Origin of the sequence: uncultured Martelella sp., assembly GCF_963677965.2 — a bacterium.
GTDB classification, from domain to species: Bacteria; Pseudomonadota; Alphaproteobacteria; order Rhizobiales; family Rhizobiaceae; genus Martelella; species Martelella mangrovi.
On record NZ_CAXXFM010000001.1, the window covers coordinates 383,717 to 401,896 of the forward strand.

The window sequence follows — 18,180 nt, forward strand, 5'->3', positions numbered from 1 at the left end:
CCACATCAAATGCCATGACGGGCTGTTTGAAAGCTTGGGGCAATGGCCGCCTCGCCTGCCGGCCGCCCGATTGTCGACACGACAGCGCCTTGCATTCGCCACGCCTTGCATTACCTTGCCTGAACGGCATCGCCACGATAAGTGCGGGCGACTATCGAAATTTCAAGAGGCAAGACTATGACCGATCCAGCAAAGCCCACCGCCGTCTCCGAGCTGACGTTCGAACGGGCCGTGGAAGAACTCGAGCGGATCGTTGCGCGTCTTGAGCGCGGCGATGTGGCGCTCGATGAATCGATTGCCATTTACGCCCGCGGCGAAGAATTGAAAAAACACTGCGAAAAACTGCTGAATGCCGCCGAGGCGCGTGTTGAAAAGATCCGTCTCGACCGGGATGGCCAGCCCGCGGCGACAGAACCGCTCGACCAGGCCTGACGAACTCATGACAGCGCGGAAAGCGCAGGGGGTGTGCAGCAATGTCGTTCTTTCCGGGACCTGATCCTGAATTCGGTGATGCGCAATCCTGCAAGGCCGTGTCGCAGCTCATTCTTCCGCGCACCAGCGATATCGGCGGGTTCGAAGTCCGCCGCGCACTGCCGACCATCAAGCGACGGCTCGTGGGGCCGTTTATCTTCTTTGATCGCATGGGGCCTGCCCGTTTCGGCGGCAATGGCGAGGCTCTCGACGTCAAGCCGCATCCGCATATCGGGCTGTCGACGGTCACCTATCTGACCTCCGGCGAGATCGGTCATCGCGACACGCTCGGCAACCACACCGTCATCCGCCCCGGCGATGTCAATCTGATGACTGCGGGGCGCGGCATCGTCCATTCGGAGCGCACGCCGGAAGACCTGAGGCTGCGCCCGCACGCCCTTTCCGGCGTCCAGACCTGGCTTGCCCTGCCCGAAAACGACGAAGAGATCGACCCGACCTTCGGCCACACCGAAAAGAACGCCCTGCCCACCATTTCGGAAAACGGCGTCAGCGGCCGCGTTGTACTGGGCGATTTTTCCGGCCTGAAGGCCGATGTGCATACATTTACCGATACGCTGTTCGTCGATCTCGCCTTGAGGCCCGGCGCCCGGTTTTCCTTTCCCGCCGAACATGAAGAACGCGCGATCTACGTGCTCGAAGGCGAAATCGAGATTGCCGGGGATGTCTTCAAGGCCGAGCAATTGCTGGTTCTTGCCCCGCATGACACGATCACAATTTCGGGCGCGGGGGAACATGGATGCCGTCTCATGCTTTTTGGTGGAGCGGCGCTCGAAAAACCGCGCCATATCTGGTGGAATTTCGTTTCGTCCTCGAAAGAACGGATCGAACAGGCGAAAGAAGACTGGCGGCAGGGCCGTTTCGGCCTGGTGCCCGGCGACGAAACCGAATTTGTTCCTTTGCCCGGACGCTGAAATTCGCTAGAAACGATTTAGAAACAAGAGCGCGATCGGCTCGCGCATGAGGCCCGTTGCAGTGACGCTACCGTCCAAAACTTCCATTCTCGACCGGATCAACCTGCCCGCAGACCTGCGTGAGGTGGAGGATCACGATTTGCCGCAGCTTGCCGGTGAAGTGCGCGCGGAGATGATCGACGCGGTTTCGCGCACCGGTGGCCATCTGGGCGCAGGCCTTGGCGTTGTCGAACTCACGATTGCGATCCACAAGGTTTTCAATACACCGCATGACCGGGTGATCTTCGATGTCGGGCACCAGTGCTATCCGCACAAGATCCTGACCGGGCGACGTGAGCGGATGCGCACTTTGCGGCAGGAAAACGGCCTTTCCGGCTTCACCCGCCGCGCGGAAAGCGAATACGACCCCTTTGGCGCGGGCCATTCCTCCACTTCGATTTCCGCCGGGCTGGGCATGGCGGTCGCTTCCGATTTGCAGGAAAATCCGCGCAACGTCATCTCGGTCATCGGCGACGGCGCGATGTCCGCCGGCATGGCCTTCGAGGCGCTCAACAATGCCGGCGCAATCGGCGCCCGCCAGATCGTGATCCTCAACGACAACGATATGTCCATTGCCCCGCCGACAGGGGCGATGAGCGCCTATCTGGCGCGTCTTGCCTCCGGCCGCGCCTATCTCGAGGTTCGCGATTTCTCCAAGCGGATCACCTCCTATCTCGGCAAGTCGATCGATCGCGTGATTTCGCGCGCCGTCGGCCATGCCCGCGGTTTCGTCACCGGCGGCACCATGTTCGAGGAGCTCGGCTTCTATCATATCGGCCCGATTGACGGCCATTCCTTCGAGCATCTGCTGCCGGTGCTGCGCAACGCCCGCGACAACGCCCGCGGCCCCGTGCTGATCCATGTGGTAACGCAGAAGGGCAAGGGCTATGCGCCGGCGGAAGCCGCGGCCGACAAATGCCACGCCGTCAGCCGCTTCGATGTGGTGACCGGGACGCAGACGAAGTCGAAGCCGAATGCGCCGAGCTATACCTCCGTCTTTTCCAAGGCCCTGATCGAGGAAGCGCGGCGCGACGAAAATGTCGTGGCGATTACCGCGGCAATGCCTTCCGGCACCGGTCTCGACAAGTTTCAGGAACTCTATCCGACCCGGCTTTTTGATGTCGGCATTGCCGAACAGCACGCCGTCACCTTTGCGGCGGGTCTGGCGAGCGAAGGCATAAAGCCCTTCTGTGCGCTCTATTCGACCTTCCTGCAGCGCGGCTATGACCAGGTGGTTCATGACGTTGCAATCCAGGGCCTGCCGGTGCGCTTTCCCATTGACCGGGCCGGGTTCGTCGGCGCTGACGGCCCAACCCATGCCGGCTCGTTCGACACCACCTACCTTGCCACCCTGCCCGGCTTCGTGGTGATGGCGGCAGCCGACGAGGCGGAGCTGATGCACATGGTCCGCACGGCCGCCGATTACAGCGAGGGGCCGATCTCGTTTCGCTATCCGCGTGGCGAGGGAACGGGCATCGAACTGCCGGAGCGCGGCGATATCCTTCAGATCGGCAAGGGCCGGATCATTTCGGAAGGCTCGAAGGTGGCGCTGCTGTCCTTCGGCACGCGCCTTGGTGAATGTCGCGAGGCGGCAACCGTGCTGAATGCGGCAGGCCTGTCGACGACAGTCGCCGATGCCCGTTTTGCCAAGCCGCTCGACCGTGACCTGATCCGCCAGCTTGCCGCACATCACGAAGTGCTGGTGACCATCGAAGAGGGTGCAGCCGGCGGTTTCGGCGCCCATGTCATCCAGTTCCTCGCCAATGAGGGCCTGCTCGATCAGGGCCTTCGGGTGCGCCAGATGGTGCTGCCCGATATCTGGATGGAACAGGCCAAACCCGAGGTCATGTACCAGAAGGCGGGGCTTGATCGTGACGGCATCGTCGATACGGTCTTCCGCGCACTCGGCCGTTCCGGCATCTCGACCGGCACGACGGGGTAACAGGGGCTGTCGCAGGCGCGCCGCTTGCACTTTCGGCAAAATGCGTTCATGGAGCGGCTATGACCGATACCGCCCGGCGCCTCGACCAGCTTCTGGTCAGCCTCAACCATTTTGAAACCCGCTCGAGGGCGCGCGATGCCATTTTGCGCGGCGCCGTCAGCGTCAACGGAAAAACCGCCAGGAAGCCGGGTGAAACCGTTTCGCCCGACAGTCTGATTTCGGTTGAAGATCCGGCCGGCGGTTATGTCTCCCGCGCGGCGCTGAAGCTGATTGCCGCGCTCGACCATTTCGCCCTGTCGCCGAAGGATGCGAACGCGCTTGATATCGGCGCCTCCACCGGCGGTTTCACGCAGGTTCTGCTGGAACGCGGCGCGGCTCATGTGACCGCCATCGATGTCGGCCATGACCAGATGGCGGCACGGATTGCCGACAGCCCGCGCGTGACCAATATCGAGGGTGTGAATGCACGGCATCTTTCGCGTGACGACATCGGCGAAAGGCCGGTCGGCTTCGTGGTCTCCGATGTCTCGTTCATCTCGCTCAAACTTGCCCTGCCGCCTGCACTTTCGCTGGCCGAACCCGGCGCATTCTGCGTGTTGCTGGTCAAGCCGCAGTTTGAGGCCGGCAAGGCGAATATCGGCAAGAAGGGCCTGCTCAGGGATGCAGCGCTCGGCCCGGAAATTGCCGCCGAACTCGAAACCTGGCTCGTTGACGAGCAGGGATGGGAAAGTTTCGGCATCGCCCCCTCGCCGATTGAAGGCGGAGACGGAAACCGTGAATATCTGCTTGCCGGCAAAAAGCCCGGCGCAACCGGAAAACAGGACCGCCATGGCTGCTGAAACATTTGTAATCGAACGGCTCGGAAGCCAGGGCGACGGCATTGCTGCAAGCGCCGATGGGCCGGTCTATATCCCCTTCACCCTGCCCGGAGAGAAGGTCACCGTCGCGCGCGAGAAATCGAAGGCGACAATGCTGTCGCTGCTGGAGACGTCGCCCGAGCGCATCGCTCCCCTCTGTCGCCATTTCGGCCCGGACGGCGAGAACGGCACCTGTGGCGGCTGTTCCCTGCAACATCTCGAGCGCAATGCCTATGATGCCTTCAAGCGGCAGGTGGTGATCGATGCGCTTGCCGCCCACGGCATCGACTGTCCCGTCGCGCCGCTGGTGCCATCAGGCCCCGGCGAGCGCAGGCGGGCAAGCTTTGCCGGGCGACGCACCGAAAAGGGCATCCTGCTCGGCTTTTCCAGCCCGGAAAGCCATCACATCGTTGCCATCGAGGAATGTCCGGTGCTGACGCCGACGCTGTTTGCGCGCCTGCCCGCACTGAAGCTTCTTGCCGGCATACTGGTCTCCTCCGGCGAACCGTTCCGTATCGCCGTGCTGGAAACGCAGACCGGCCTCGACATCAGCTTTACCGATATAGCGGCGCCGTCTGAAAAACGCCGGCAGGCCGCTATTCGCGCGGTCATGACCGTCAAGGGCATCGCCCGGCTGACAATTGGCGACGAAATCGTCGTGGAACCGGTGAAAGCCGCGCTTGAAATGGCGGGCACCAGAATTCTACCGCCGCCTGCCGGTTTTGCCCAGGCAACGCGCGCGGCGGAAGAGGCCATGGCCGCACTGGTTCTCAAGCACCTGAAAGGCCGCAAACGTGTGGCAGACCTGTTTAGCGGCTTCGGTACTTTCGCGCTCCGGCTGGCGGAAAAAGCACGCGTTCATGCCGTGGAATTCGACGGGCCGGCGCTCGCCGCACTGGATCAGGCGGCGCGAAACCGGCAGGGCCTGCGGCAGGTAACGACCGAGCGACGCGACCTTTTCCGCCGTCCGCTTCTGCCGCGCGAACTGGCCCCCTATGATGGCGTGGTGTTTGATCCGCCGCGCGCGGGCGCGAAAGAACAGGCCGAGGAACTGGCGCGTTCTGCCGTTCCGCGCATTGTTGCGGTGTCGTGCAATCCGCAGACACTTGGCCGCGATCTGGCAATCCTGAAGGCGGGCGGTTATCGCATCGACAGAATTGTCCCGATCGACCAGTTCTTCCGAAGCGCCCATGTGGAGGCGGTTGCCTTTCTCAGCCGCGGTTAGAGCATCGGGCGAAAAAGTGGAATCCGGTTTTTCGATAACCCGATGCGTCAAAACAAGAGCTGGATCATCGGGCGGTTCAGATGAACCGCCCGATGATCCAGGACACAAAAAACCCCGGGGCCGCTGGCCGCCGGGGTTTTCGTTTTCATGGCATGCGCCGAAATCAGTAATACGGCGACAGGCACTGCTTGCGCGGCCCGTTATAGGGCTGGAAGCTGTTATCGCTCGGGCGATAGGAGCGATAGCGCGACTCGCACCAGTTATAGTGCTTCGGATTGAGCCCGTAGGCCTGCTGCGGCCGGCTCCGCTGGTTGTTGGAGGCAACCGCGCCACCGATGATGAGGGCGCCCGCGCCGAGAATGGCGAGCGGAACCCATGAATCATTATCGTCATCATAACGATGGTGACGGGGCGGCGGACGATGGCCCCAGCCATGGCCGTTGTTGTGGCCATTGTGATAGTTCCTGCCGCCGTGGCGGTAATGGCCTCCACCGTGATGACGGCGATCGCCACCGCGATACTGCACCGTCTCGATATTATCGCTGACCGAGGAAGCCGGGTTCATCACCGGCATTGCTTCCGCAGGCAGAACGCTCACCGCCATGAATGCGGAGGCAATTGCGGCGATTGCCGTTTTGTTTGCCAATCTGGTCATCTGTTTCTCCTGTTTTCTGCTTCAGTGCCGAACGACCGGACGCCGAATTCGTTACTTTCAAAGCAGATGCTAATAGATCCAATCTGAACCCGGGATTAACGTTTCAGAAACCAGATAGGGTGCACGCGCTGCCGGTAAAATGACAGCGCATGCGTTCACAAATCGTGTTTCACTCGCCTGTCAGTAATACGGCGAGGTGCACTGTTTGCGCGGCCCGTGATAGGGCTGATAGGTATTGTCGGATGCCCGGTAGGATTTGTAGTGGTCCTCACACCATTGATAATGCTTGGGGTTTATCCCCGCCTGTGCCGGCGCCGTATTGCTGCTCGTTGCCGCAGCGGCAACACCACCGCCAATCAGAGCGCCTGCACCGAAGGTCAGGGCCGGGCCCCAGTTGTTCCAGTACGGCCCACCATACCAGCCGGGTCCGTACGGGCCGTAGGGGCCGCCATAGGCCGGCACCGGATAGGGCACGGGATACGGCCTGTAGGGCGGCGGCGGATGGCCATGATGCGGGCCGCCATGTCCGTAATGCGGACCGTCGTGCCCGTGGGGAGGACCACCATGCCCGTGCGGGGGGCCGCCATGCCAATGGGGATTGCCTGTGGGATGAAACGCCGGTGGCCGGTGCAGTCCGCCGTGAAGCGCCGGCCCGGGGCCTCTGGGAAAACCACCGTGAAAAGCCGGTCCCCCGGCATGCGGCATTCCGCCGCCGTGGAAATGCATGCCGCCGCCATGGAATCCACCCATGGGCCGCGCCTGTGCGGGAACGATGGCCGCCGAGGCCAACATGCCCGCCGTTACAAGTGTAACAAATGCCTTTCTCGCTGTCTTGAACATGAGCTGCCTCCTGAACAAACATCGGAAGCGTCGGCGGATCACCGCATAAGCGACCCGTCCGCAATCCTGGGTCGTCTCGTTAGAACATTCAACCTGAATGCAACATTAACGCAAAAGGCATCGAAAATATGTCGCCCTGGACGGCCGTTCAGGCTTTGCCGTTTTCCAACCCGATCAGAACATTGGCAACATTGTCGCCAATCTCATGCACGCCGTAGCCGCCCTCCATGACGGTCAGCACCGGCAATCCGCATGCGGCAATGCGTGTCCCCATGGTGAGGAAATCCTCGGTCTTGAGGCGGAAGAAGGAAATCGGGTCCTTCTCGAAGGTATCAACGCCGAGCGACAGCACCAGCGCCTCGGCGCCAAAAGCCGAAATCCGCTCCAGCGCCGCCTCCAGCGCTTCGCTGTAGACCGGCCAGGCGGTATTGCGCAGCATCGGGAAATTGGCGTTGAAGCCCTCGCCCCTGCCCTTGCCGATTTCTTCCTTGTGGCCCCAGAAATAGGGAAATGCATGGTCCGGCTCGCCATGCAGCGAGGCAAAGAAGATGTCATCCCGCTCATAGGTGACATCCTGTGTGCCATTGCCATGGTGGAAATCGACATCGAGGATCGCAACCTTTTTCGCGCCGTTGTCGCGAAGCCGCTGGGCGGCAATCGCAGCGTTGTTCAGGAAGCAGTAGCCGCCGAACAGGTCGATACCGGCATGATGGCCCGGCGGACGGCAGAGCGCAAAAGCAAAGCGGTTCCCTTTGCTCAGATAGTCGGCCCCGGTCATGGCGCAATCCTTGGCCGCCAGTGCGGCCTGATAGGTGCCCTCGGTGATCGAGGTTTCGACGGAATTGGCATAGTAACCGATGAGACCGTCGATATTGTGTGGCGGGCGGGCATGATCAGAGCGACGAACCGGCAGCGAAATCGGAATTGCCTCTGTGGTGAAGCCGGCTGAAAGCCAGCGCTCCCATACCGTTTCAAGAAACCCAAGATAGCCCGCATCATGCAGTTTCAGCGGCACGGAGAGATCATATCGGGTCGGCGCGACCTCGTCGGCAAAGCCCTTTTGCTTTAACGCCGCGCGGATCCACTCCACCCGGAAAGGTCCCTCGAAGGGCTGCACCAGTTCACCGCCATGCAGCTCGGTTCTGGCATCACGCAGCTTGTGGTCTTCGGAGTAGATAACGCGCATTTCGAGGCCCCTTCATTCAAGAGTTACTCCCTTTCGGTAGCCCCATTCTGACGCAAAATCCACAACACACGACAAGTTCAGCCGGACAATTGCAGCGGCATGCCATTTGCCCGTCCGGCCCCGCCGGCCCGGAACGAAAATAACGGCTTTTACCGTGGCTGATCACCGAGCCGTTTGTAGAAGAACGTGGTGCCGCAATAACCGCCTTCGGGATAAAGCGCATAGTCGGGAACAACGCCCACCCGCTGCCAGCCAAGGCGCGGATAAATGGCCTCGGCATCGCTTCCCGTCGCCGTGTCGAGTACCAGAAGCCATCGATCCGCTTCGATGCAGACCGCATCCAGTGTTTCCATCAGCTTGCGGGCAATCCCCCGTCCCCGAACCTTGCGGTGAACGATCAGTTTCATCACATCGGCGCGATGCGGCTGATTGGGTTTCTGGGCAAAGCCGGCCTGCACCGTCCCGACGATTTCACCCTCGATCTCAGCCGCCAGAAGCACAAGGGAACCGGCGGCAACCCCCGCGGCCACCTGCTGCCAGTAGGTTTCAACCCCTTCGTTATCATAGGGCGCCATGAAGCCCATGGAGGCATTGTCTTCGATACTATCGGCCAGAAGTGCTGAAAGTGCGGGGATGGCGGCTTCGGCCTGCTGCCCGTTCAGGAGCGTGATTTTCATCATAAACCCTGTCTATGGTGCGCGTTCAATGATCACGGAATAGGTGACGTCGACCTGGCCCGGGTTTGAAAAAACATGCGGTTCGGCAACCGGCATGAACAGGCAGTCCCCTTTGGAAAGCTGGCAGTTTTCCTCGCCGAAAGCGACATCGAGAACACCCGACAGCACCCAGATATGCTGGTTCAATCCCTCGGCGCCATGCTTGGGCGGGTAGGCAATACGGCCGCCGGCCGGAAAGCGGATCAGCACGATATCGACCGACGATCCGGTGCCCGCAGGCGAAATCGAACGGCGCGAATAGCCTGTTTCGGGATCGCGCCAGACCGGCTGATCGGCCCGCCGCGACAACGGATCGAACGGTCTGTCGGCATCGGCAAAGAAAGCGGAAAGCGAAGTGCCGAGCGCAGCACAGAGCTTGGCCAGCACCAGAGCCGAAGGCGACGCCTCGGCCCGCTCGATGCGTGAGATCATTGCCCTGCTGACATCGGAATATTCGGCAAGCCGGTCGAGGGTCAGCCCCTTTTCGGCGCGAAGCCGCTTGAGGTTGAGCGCAATGGTCCGGTCGAAGGTTGAATCGATAATATCCATGATGAGATCATGTAATTCTATTATAGGAGAGTCAAGCGTTTATTCTGAAGAAGTGCACACATCGTCGGGTGCTGTCAGCGTGGATATCTCAGAGTCTGTTCAAGAAAGCGGATATCGAGCGAGCCGCCTTGTCATGAGCTTGATCATAGCGGTCTGAATGAAGGCGAGGCTTGTTGCTGAGAACCGCTCGAAATCCTTTGCCAAACGGCGGTTTATCCCGAGCCACGCCAATGTTCGTTCGACAATCCAGCGCTTCGGCAGAACCTGAAAACCTGCTTGACTGCGCTTGACGATCTCCATCGGTCTCGGGCTTGCCTCTTCGACCCTTTGGCCTTGATAGCCGCCATCACCGCAGATTTTTTCGATGAAGGGAAAACGATTGGCGATTTTGTTGAACACGAACGCTGCTCCGTCACGATCCTGAATGTCTGCCGAGTGAACCTCGGCCTTTAGAAGCATACCGAGCGTGTCGACCAGGATGTGCCGTTTGCGGCCCTTGACCTTTTTGCCGGCATCATAGCCGACATCACGGCGGGCATCCGGGCCAGTCTTCACCGACTGGCTGTCAATGATGGCAAACGACGGCTGTTCCTCACGCCCCTCCAATCGCCGGGTCCGGCAATAGAGCGCGTCATGAATACGTCGCCATGTCCCGTCCCGGCAGAACCGTTTGAAATAGTGATGGACTGTGCTCTTCGGCGGAAAGTCGTGAGGCAGCAAAGCCCATTGGCAACCCGATTGCAGCAGGTAGAAAATGGCGTTTATCACGGCGCGAAGCGAAGTCCTGCGCCTGCGGCCGCGCGACGGCTGAGATGGCATAAAAGGCGCGATCATGCTCCATTCCCGATCCGTCAGGTCACTTGCGTAGCGCAGGCGGCTTCTGTCATGGTGACGCCGGGTGAAGGGTGTCCAGGCCATTCGATATCTCCGTATTTGTCGCAAAATACAAAGAATCTGATTGCCGCCCTTCACTCAACCCCGCGACGTCATCGCCATTCTTGGACAGACACTCAGGGATAGGAATAAGGCGCCGGCCCACCATTGAAGTGCGTCATGGTGCCATCATCAGGAAACTGCGAAACGAGGTTGATGGTGTCGCCGTCTATGTAAGCGCCAGGAAACAGGTACGGCGCTTCGAAACTTGTTCCGGCGACAGTATAGTTGACAACCAATTTCCCGTCGCTCGATCGCCAGCCCTTGATGACCTGGCCGGGCAGCGGGGCAATGCCGGTAACGCCTGTCGGCGTGACGTTGCGAACGTAGACATAATTGTCGTCTTGCGATTGACCGATGACCGTTACAAAGGCACCCGATTGTGGTCCATATTTTTCAAAGGACGCAGTGGCTTCTATTCTATCGCCATCGTTCAGGTTTGCGTCGAAGTCCATGGACCAGGCGCCGTGTCCATCAGCCTGCACTGTAGCATAGCTTCGGGTTGTCGAATTTTCTGTCACAGTGACCGTCACCCAGCTATCGGGCATTGCCTTCCCGTTTACCCAGTAATTTCGGCAGCCGTCAACGGTCTTGCTCAGTGTCAGAATGCCGCCAGGAGAGGATGTGACCCATACGATTCTGATCCCGGAAAAATCACCATACATTCCCGGTGAGCAAACTGGATATACTTTCTCAAGTTGTTTGGCAGCGCTCCAGCCCGAATTTCTGGTCCAGGCCGTCGTCAATGCGTGGAGGTTAGGATAACCGTACCATGTCATCCGCAGTTCTTTACCATTGCTTGCAAGAGCGGGCGCCCATTCAGAAATGTAATTGGCATTAATGATTGCCGGTGTGGACAACGTGTCGTTTGCGTGCCGAAGGTAGACAATCGGTGAGTTGTTACCTCTAGCGCAGGCAAAAAATAGTTCGCCATTATGCGCCGCCATTGCCGGGCCGCCGGTGACGGGGTAGCGAGTATTTTGCGGTGCGGACCAGTTTGTTCCGTCAAACCAGCAATACGACAGCGAGGGAGTACTGTCATTCGTGCTCCAGGCAAGAAAAAGTTGATCGTTATAGACTGCAAGCGCCGGAGAAGCACTTGTGAAAGCACCTGAAATTTGTATCGCGTTACTCCAGCCGCGATTATAGACAGACCAATAAATCGCGCCGGAACCAGCGTGTTTGTAGGCAGCGTGGACCTGATTTCTATAGGTCGCTACGCCGGGAACCTCATCCGAGGAGAACCTGAACGAATACACGGAGCAGGAGGGCCACGTTTGATCGGTTCCACACTTGTAGAGGATGGTATTGGAGTATAAGTCCTTCCAGAACACCCAATCTTCGCCGTTGAGACGCGTACAGCGTGCTCCCGAATTCGCCTGATAATACAGATGAGAGGCAACTTCGACTGGGTCACCCCAATATACAAGGTCGCCAGAAACATATCCACGCATGCCGGGCTTCATGTGGTTCTCCATTGGTATGTTCAGATTTTTGAATGCAATTAATAATTGCATTCTTACCAATTTTTGCAACTTATGTGTATCTTACAACGCCGCTGGCATCGCAATTTGGTTCGCCCACTGCCATTCATGGGGGTTTTAACCCGTGCAAATAAACTGTCAGGCTTTCGAGCTTACCGGAGCCCCTTCCAGCGACCGTCGACGAAAACATTAAATTGGTCGCCCTTCCGGCCTTGTCGAGTCAGCTTGACGAACAGTCGGTTTCAGGACCTCCAGGGTCTCTGCGGGATGGCTATTATTGAACCGTCGTGTGCAATTTCGCTTTCAGGAAGCCGCGCGCGCTGCTATATGCGCGCGCATGAGCACACAAGATGATCGCATTCCGCTGGACCATATCCGCAACTTTTCCATCGTGGCCCATATCGACCACGGGAAATCGACGCTGGCCGACCGCCTGATACAGACATGCGGCGGGCTGGCGGAGCGTGAGATGTCCGCCCAGGTTCTCGACAACATGGATATCGAGCGCGAGCGCGGCATCACCATCAAGGCCCAGACCGTACGCCTGCACTACAAGGCAAACAACGGCGAAACCTATGTGCTGAACCTGATCGACACGCCCGGCCATGTCGACTTCGCCTATGAGGTCTCCCGGTCGCTGTCGGCCTGTGAAGGTTCGCTGCTGGTGGTTGACGCGTCGCAAGGGGTGGAAGCGCAGACGCTTGCCAATGTCTATCAGGCGATCGACAACGACCATGAACTGGTCACCGTGCTCAACAAGGCAGACCTGCCCGCCGCCGACCCGGAACGCGTGAAAGAGCAGATCGAGGATGTCATCGGCATTGATGCCTCGGATGCCCTGCTGATCTCTGCCAAGACCGGCATGGGCGTGCCGGATGTGCTGGAAGCCATCGTCCACAAGCTGCCGCCGCCGAAGACCGAAAAAGGCGCCGACGCACCGCTGAAGGCGCTGCTGGTCGATAGCTGGTACGACACCTATCTCGGCGTCATGGTTCTGGTGCGCGTCATCGACGGCGTGCTGAAAAAGGGCCAGACCATCCGCATGATGGGCACGGATGCGAAATATCCGGTCGACCGCGTCGGCGTACTGACGCCGAAACTGCTGGTCGTGGACGAACTCGGCCCCGGCGAAATCGGCGTGATCACCGCCTCCATCAAGGAAGTAGCCGATACCCGCGTGGGCGACACGATCACCGAGGACAAGCGCCCGACCGAAAACATGCTGCCGGGTTTCAAACCGGCCCAGCCGGTGGTGTTCTGCGGCCTGTTCCCCGTCGATGCCAACGACTTCGAAGACCTGCGCGCCGCCGTCGGCAAGCTGCGCCTCAACGACGCATCGTTCTCCTATGAAATGGAAAGTTCGGCCGCACTCGGCTTCGGTTTCCGCTGCGGCTTCCTCGGGCTTTTGCATCTGGAGATCATCCAGGAGCGGCTGGAGCGCGAATTCGACCTCGACCTGATCGCCACCGCCCCGTCCGTGGTCTATGAGCTGACGATGACGGACGGTTCGGAAATCGAGCTGCACAACCCGGCCGATATGCCGGAAGTGGTCAAGATCGCAGAAATCCGCGAACCGTGGATCAAGGCCTCGATCCTGACGCCGGATGACCATCTCGGCGGCATCCTCAAGCTTTGCCAGGACCGGCGTGGCATCCAGACCAACCTCACTTATGTCGGCAACCGGGCAATGCTGTCCTACGACCTGCCGCTCAACGAGGTGGTGTTCGATTTCTACGACCGGCTGAAGTCGATCTCCAAGGGCTATGCCTCCTTCGACTATCACCTCGACGACTATCGAGCCGGCAATCTCGTGAAGATGTCGATCCTCGTCAATGGCGAGCCGGTCGATGCGCTGTCGATGCTGGTGCACCGCACGGCAGCGGAAAAGCGCGGCCGCGACATGTGCGAGAAGCTGAAGGAGCTGATCCCCAAGCACATGTTCAAGATCCCGATCCAGGCGGCCATCGGCGGCAATGTGATCGCCCGCGAAACCATTTCGGCGCTGCGCAAGGACGTGACGGCCAAGTGCTATGGCGGCGACGCCACCCGTAAACGCAAACTTCTGGAAAAGCAGAAGGCGGGCAAGAAGCGCATGCGCCAGTTCGGCAAGGTGGAAATCCCGCAGGAAGCCTTCATCGCCGCGCTGAAGATGAGCGACGAGTAACAAGCAAGGCTGCTATCGATAAAAAGCCGCCGCATCTGATCGATGCAGCGGCTTTTTCCGTATAAATCGCAGACTGCTTTATCGCGTCGCGGTCAGGTCCAGCGTTACCGTCACCGTTTCGCCCACGGTCTCGGCGTTCACCGCCGGGCCGAGTTCATAGTCCTTGCGCTTAAGCGTGGCCGTGCCGACGGCATGGGCGGTGTCGCCTTCGATATCGAGCGTGAAATTCAGCTCGATCGGCAAGGTCACGGCCTTGATGGTCAACAGGCCGTCGGCCTTGTAGCTGCCGTCGTCCAGCACCATCACATTGTCGGTGGTGAAATCGGCTGATCCGAATTCATCGACCGCGAACCAGTCGGCGGTCTTCAGCATGCCGTCATACTGTCCGTTTCCGGTGTCCGCGCTGCCGGTATCGATCTCGACGGTGATGAGCGCGTCTTCCGGCGCGTCCGTGTCGAAGTCGATCGACGCCGTCCAGTTTTCAAACGTGCCGGTCAGCGTCTTGCCGCCCTGCGGCACTTCGAAACCCAGCGTGCTGCTGTCCTGGTCGACCGTCCATGTCTCGGCCATGGCCGGTGAGGCAAACGGAACAGCGAGCGCAAAAACGGTCGCGAGAGCTTTGATATTCAGGGACATATCGTTCTCCGGTTTTCTGTCAGGCCGCGCGCGAGGTGCGCACGGAAACCATGCGCTTCAGCGTCTCGTCACGGGCGATAAAATGGTGTTTGAAGGCTGCGGCAACATGGCCGGCAATCAGCAGGATCAGGAAATAGGCGCCGTATTCATGCACGGCAGAGGCAAAGACCTCGGCCTGCGCCTTGTCCCCCGGCACCGGCAGATGCGGCATCTCGAACAGATTGAACACAATCGTCGGAATGCCCCAGGGCGAGGCCGAGACCACCAGCCAACCGGAAAGCGGCAGCAGGAACATCATCGCGTAAAGCCCGGTATGACCGAGATGGGCGACACCCTTTTCCCAGACCGGCATATCCGCTGGAAGCTTCGGCGATGGATTGACCAGCCGCCAGGCCAGACGCAGCACGGCGAGCGTCAGCACCACGAAGCCGATCGACTTGTGCAGCTGAAACAGTGCGAAGGCATTCGGATCCGATTGCGGCAGCCGCACCATGTAAAGGCCAAGGCCAAGCATGCCGATAATCAGCAGTGCCATGGTCCAGTGAAACAGGATGGCGACGGCGCCATAGCCAAGTCGTGTGTTCTTGATCATCGAAAAATCTCCGCAGCGCGCGGGCGAAACCGGTTGCCCGGTTCCGCCTGGAACAGCGCGATATCAGCTGTTCGGATTTTACTCGGCAATCAGCGCTTCGCCGGAGAACACGACGGAAACCTCATCACCGACATACGGCAAATACATGTCCATGCCGTAATCAGAGCGCTTGACGGTGGCTTCCATCAGGAAACCGGCAGCCTGCTTTTCCGCCATGGGATGCTCACCGAACGACAGCACATCAACGGTGAGAACTGCCGGATTGGTGATGTCCTTGATGGTCAGGTCGCCGGTCACTTCAAGCTCGGTATCCGAAACCTTCTTCACTTCGGTGCTGGTGAAGGTGATTTCCGGGTAATTGGCAACGTCGAAGAAATCAGCGCTCTTGAAGTGCTCGTCGCGGGCTTCCCAGAACGTGTCGAGGCTGTCGGCGTCGATCACGAACTCAACCGAGGAATTTTCCGGCGCATCGGCATCGATTGCCAGCGTGGCATCCCAGTCACCGAAGCGACCATCGGTGATGGAATAGCCCAGATGATTGTAGCTGAATGACAGGTTGCTGTGCGACTTGTCGAATTCGTAGGAGACCGGCGCGGCAAAGGCCGAAGCGGACATCAAGGACAGAGCGACAGCCGTAGTAGCAAAACGAATCATAAATAACCTCTCGCTGGTGCGGTTGGAGTGACGACCGGAATGGCCGCGTTCGCAACAACACCTAGAGCATTTCGCGTCATCGACAATTTCGCAAATATTGAACGAACTGTTCAACACCTCAAAGCATTGTTTCAAATACACTTTTTTAAGATGAAAAAAACGTGAGCGGCCGAAAGATGCTGCAATGCAACCTCAATCACCGCAGCGGGCGGGCCGGATTTCCGGCAACAATGCTGCCCGCTGCAACATCACGGGTAACAACAGCCCCCGCCCCGACGATTGCCGCATCCCCGATCGAAACACCGCCGAGAGTGATCGCTCCGCCACCGATCCAGACATTCCGGCCAATACTGACGGGCCGCGCCACCTCCTCGCCCGCCCGGCGCCGTTCTGCGTCCCGGTGATGTTCGGCACAATAGATCTGTACCGAAGGCCCGAGCATCGTCCCCTCGCCTATTTCCACCCTGCCGCTGTCCAGAATGGTACAGCCGGCATTGATATAAACCTGATCGGCGAGCCTGATGTTGAAACCGTAGGAACAATGAAACGGCGCTTCGACGAACACCCCTTCGCCAACGCCGGCAAAACAGGCGGAAAGCAGCGGGCCAAGAGCGCCGCGCCGGTCCGGCGACAAAGTATTATGCTCATGCACCGCTTTCCGGGCCGCCGCCCGCAAACTATCGAGCTCCGGGTCGAGGCAGCAATACCACTCTCCCGCCAGCATCCGGTCCTTTTCCGTCATCCCCGGTCGGCCTTGCCCGATTTGAGGTCCCTGAACTTCTCGGCATATTCACGACGCAGTTGATGGCGCATCTTTGCTTCCTCGAACCGGCGTTTCTTGTCGTCCGTGTTCAGATCCAGAGGCGGAACAGGGGTCGGTTTGCCGTGTTCGTCCACCGCCACCATGGTAAAATAACAGGAATTCGTATGCCGCCGCTGACCGCTGCGAACATCTTCCGCTTCAACACGGATGCCGATTTCCATGGACGTCCGGCCGGTATAATTGACCGATGAGCGCAGCGTCACCAGTTCGCCGACAGCGATCGGTTCCTTGAACGTGACCTGATCGACCGACAGCGTGACGGCATAGTCCTGCGAATAGCGGGCGGCGCAGGAATATGCGACCCGGTCAAGCAGGCTCAGCAGCGCACCGCCATGCACCTTTCCGGAAAAATTCGCCATATCGGGCGTCATCAAGACCACCATTTCGAGCTGGCTCGGGTCGTGAGCACGATCCATCTGTAACTGTCCCTCTCATTTATCGTATGTCGCATCGGTTTGCCGTCCCGCTCAGCAAGCGCGGCCGGTGAGTTTTGCCCGAAAGCGTCTTGCAATCAACAGCGGATCACAGATCGTTTCAGACAATGCACACAACCGGCTGTGTTGACCTTGTGCGCGCAAGCAGCCAAAGTCGCCGGCAACCGGATACATGCCAATAACAGAAGATTTCACGATGTCACAGGTCACCCATGCCGAGGCGCATCTTCAGCGAGGGCCGTGGCCTTTCGTGACGCTGCGTCATGAAACGCGCGGCGGGCAAATGCTGGACTGGCGTGCCCGCGATCACCGCAAGGGCCTGTTCAGGCACAGGCGCGCACTGGCGGGTGTACGCGCCCCCGTCTGGCAGACTGCGTTCTACAACTGGATCATGGGCCTTGTTTTCGTGATCGGCGCCTCGCTGTTCATGGCCGGCAGCGCCATGGCGCTGTTTCCGAAAATCGTTGCCGGCCTGCCGGCCTGGACGACCAATGTCACCTTCTTCATCGGTTCCATTCCGTTCACGACCGCCGCCTATCTGCAACTGTTCCAGGCCGCCAATGCCGACCAGACGGCAGCGACCGCCGGCACACGGGTCAAGCTCTTCGGATGGTCACCCGAAAGCCCCGGCTGGCTCAGCGCCATCACCCAGTTCATCGGCACCGTGGCCTTCAATTTCAACACGTTCGATGCCATCAACACGCCGAAGGGCTGGGCTGCCCAGGACCTTGTGATCTGGGTGCCCGGCATGATCGGCTCGGTGCTGTTTCTGGTCTCGGCCTATCTCGCCTATATCGAGGTTGGCCACGCCCATTTCTCCCGCCCCCGCCGCGAACTTGGCTGGTGGATTGCGGCAATCAACCTCATCGGCTGCATCGCCTTCATGATCGCGTCGACGATCGCCTATGTGCCACGTCACGGTATCTCGGACGTCGTGATGGATATTTCCAACGCCAATCTCTGGCTGGGTGCGTTCTGCTTCGCCCTCGCAGCCGCCCTCAGCATGCGCGAAGCCCGCCATGCGGGAAACAATGCTGCGGTCTGAAAT

Annotated in this window: 19 protein-coding genes; 7 read left to right on the plus strand and 12 right to left on the minus strand. The window is 59.6% G+C overall.

What is annotated here, in order from left to right; all coding sequences use genetic code 11:
- Positions 1-177: 177 nt before the first annotated feature.
- The 5 genes from ACHZCU_RS02065 (at position 178) to ACHZCU_RS02085 (ending at position 5,466) form a co-directional block, all read left to right on the plus strand.
- Complete coding sequence (locus ACHZCU_RS02065) at positions 178-432, plus strand: exodeoxyribonuclease VII small subunit (RefSeq protein WP_106309984.1); 255 nt, start codon at positions 178-180, stop codon at positions 430-432.
- Between the two features lie 41 nt (positions 433-473).
- Positions 474-1,403: a pirin family protein gene (locus ACHZCU_RS02070; RefSeq protein ID WP_319517443.1), complete on the plus strand. Its 930-nt coding sequence runs from the start codon at positions 474-476 to the stop codon at positions 1,401-1,403.
- Between the two features lie 61 nt (positions 1,404-1,464).
- Complete coding sequence (dxs, locus tag ACHZCU_RS02075; RefSeq protein ID WP_319517444.1) at positions 1,465-3,384, plus strand: 1-deoxy-D-xylulose-5-phosphate synthase; 1,920 nt, start codon at positions 1,465-1,467, stop codon at positions 3,382-3,384.
- 59 nt (positions 3,385-3,443) lie between these two features.
- Complete coding sequence (locus ACHZCU_RS02080) at positions 3,444-4,223, plus strand: TlyA family RNA methyltransferase (protein WP_319517445.1); 780 nt, start codon at positions 3,444-3,446, stop codon at positions 4,221-4,223.
- Complete coding sequence (locus ACHZCU_RS02085) at positions 4,213-5,466, plus strand: class I SAM-dependent RNA methyltransferase (RefSeq protein ID WP_319517446.1); 1,254 nt, start codon at positions 4,213-4,215, stop codon at positions 5,464-5,466. The genes ACHZCU_RS02080 and ACHZCU_RS02085 overlap by 11 nt, the downstream gene beginning before the upstream one ends.
- Positions 5,467-5,629: 163 nt before the next feature.
- Here ACHZCU_RS02085 and ACHZCU_RS02090 read toward each other — a convergent pair whose 3' ends face one another.
- The 7 genes from ACHZCU_RS02090 to ACHZCU_RS02120 form a co-directional block, all read right to left on the minus strand.
- Positions 5,630-6,121, minus strand: coding sequence for a BA14K family protein (locus ACHZCU_RS02090; protein WP_319517447.1), 492 nt, complete (start codon positions 6,119-6,121; stop codon positions 5,630-5,632).
- Positions 6,122-6,301: 180 nt separating this feature from the next.
- On the minus strand, positions 6,302-6,961 hold the full coding sequence (locus tag ACHZCU_RS02095) for a BA14K family protein (protein WP_319517448.1): 660 nt from the start codon (positions 6,959-6,961) through the stop codon (positions 6,302-6,304).
- A 148-nt stretch (positions 6,962-7,109) separates the two neighbouring features.
- Positions 7,110-8,147: a histone deacetylase family protein gene (locus tag ACHZCU_RS02100; protein ID WP_319517449.1), complete on the minus strand. Its 1,038-nt coding sequence runs from the start codon at positions 8,145-8,147 to the stop codon at positions 7,110-7,112.
- A 149-nt stretch (positions 8,148-8,296) separates the two neighbouring features.
- A complete protein-coding gene (locus ACHZCU_RS02105; RefSeq protein WP_319517450.1) occupies positions 8,297-8,827 on the minus strand; it encodes a GNAT family N-acetyltransferase in 531 nt (176 codons plus the stop codon).
- A gap of 9 nt (positions 8,828-8,836) precedes the next feature.
- Positions 8,837-9,403 carry an XRE family transcriptional regulator gene (locus ACHZCU_RS02110; RefSeq protein ID WP_319519728.1) on the minus strand — a complete coding sequence of 189 codons (567 nt, stop codon included), beginning with the start codon at positions 9,401-9,403 and terminating at the stop codon, positions 8,837-8,839.
- 108 nt (positions 9,404-9,511) lie between these two features.
- Entirely contained in the window at positions 9,512-10,330 is an 819-nt protein-coding gene (locus ACHZCU_RS02115) for an IS5 family transposase (protein ID WP_319519719.1), read from the minus strand.
- 92 nt (positions 10,331-10,422) lie between these two features.
- Entirely contained in the window at positions 10,423-11,811 is a 1,389-nt protein-coding gene (locus tag ACHZCU_RS02120) for a hypothetical protein (protein ID WP_319517451.1), read from the minus strand.
- Positions 11,812-12,166: 355 nt separating this feature from the next.
- On the opposite strand from ACHZCU_RS02120, the gene lepA reads away from it, so the two are divergent.
- Positions 12,167-13,993 carry a translation elongation factor 4 gene (gene lepA / locus ACHZCU_RS02125; protein WP_106310672.1) on the plus strand — a complete coding sequence of 609 codons (1,827 nt, stop codon included), beginning with the start codon at positions 12,167-12,169 and terminating at the stop codon, positions 13,991-13,993.
- A 78-nt stretch (positions 13,994-14,071) separates the two neighbouring features.
- On the opposite strand, the gene ACHZCU_RS02130 is transcribed toward lepA, so the two are convergent.
- The 5 genes from ACHZCU_RS02130 to ACHZCU_RS02150 all read right to left on the minus strand — a co-directional run bounded on the left by ACHZCU_RS02130 (position 14,072) and on the right by ACHZCU_RS02150 (position 17,114).
- The gene (locus ACHZCU_RS02130) at positions 14,072-14,629 is read right to left on the minus strand and encodes a YceI family protein (protein ID WP_319517452.1); all 558 of its coding nucleotides are present in this window, start codon (positions 14,627-14,629) and stop codon (positions 14,072-14,074) included.
- Between the two features lie 19 nt (positions 14,630-14,648).
- Positions 14,649-15,221, minus strand: coding sequence for a cytochrome b (locus ACHZCU_RS02135; RefSeq protein ID WP_319517453.1), 573 nt, complete (start codon positions 15,219-15,221; stop codon positions 14,649-14,651).
- Between the two features lie 78 nt (positions 15,222-15,299).
- Positions 15,300-15,875, minus strand: a complete 576-nt coding sequence (locus tag ACHZCU_RS02140) for a YceI family protein (protein ID WP_319517454.1) — start codon at positions 15,873-15,875, stop codon at positions 15,300-15,302.
- Positions 15,876-16,071: 196 nt separating this feature from the next.
- The gene (locus ACHZCU_RS02145) at positions 16,072-16,617 is read right to left on the minus strand and encodes a sugar O-acetyltransferase (RefSeq protein ID WP_319517455.1); all 546 of its coding nucleotides are present in this window, start codon (positions 16,615-16,617) and stop codon (positions 16,072-16,074) included.
- Entirely contained in the window at positions 16,614-17,114 is a 501-nt protein-coding gene (locus ACHZCU_RS02150; RefSeq protein WP_106310662.1) for an acyl-CoA thioesterase, read from the minus strand. The genes ACHZCU_RS02145 and ACHZCU_RS02150 overlap by 4 nt, the downstream gene beginning before the upstream one ends.
- A gap of 214 nt (positions 17,115-17,328) precedes the next feature.
- On the opposite strand from ACHZCU_RS02150, the gene ACHZCU_RS02155 reads away from it, so the two are divergent.
- Positions 17,329-18,177: a hypothetical protein gene (locus ACHZCU_RS02155; RefSeq protein WP_319517456.1), complete on the plus strand. Its 849-nt coding sequence runs from the start codon at positions 17,329-17,331 to the stop codon at positions 18,175-18,177.
- The last annotated feature ends 3 nt before the right edge of the window (positions 18,178-18,180 follow it).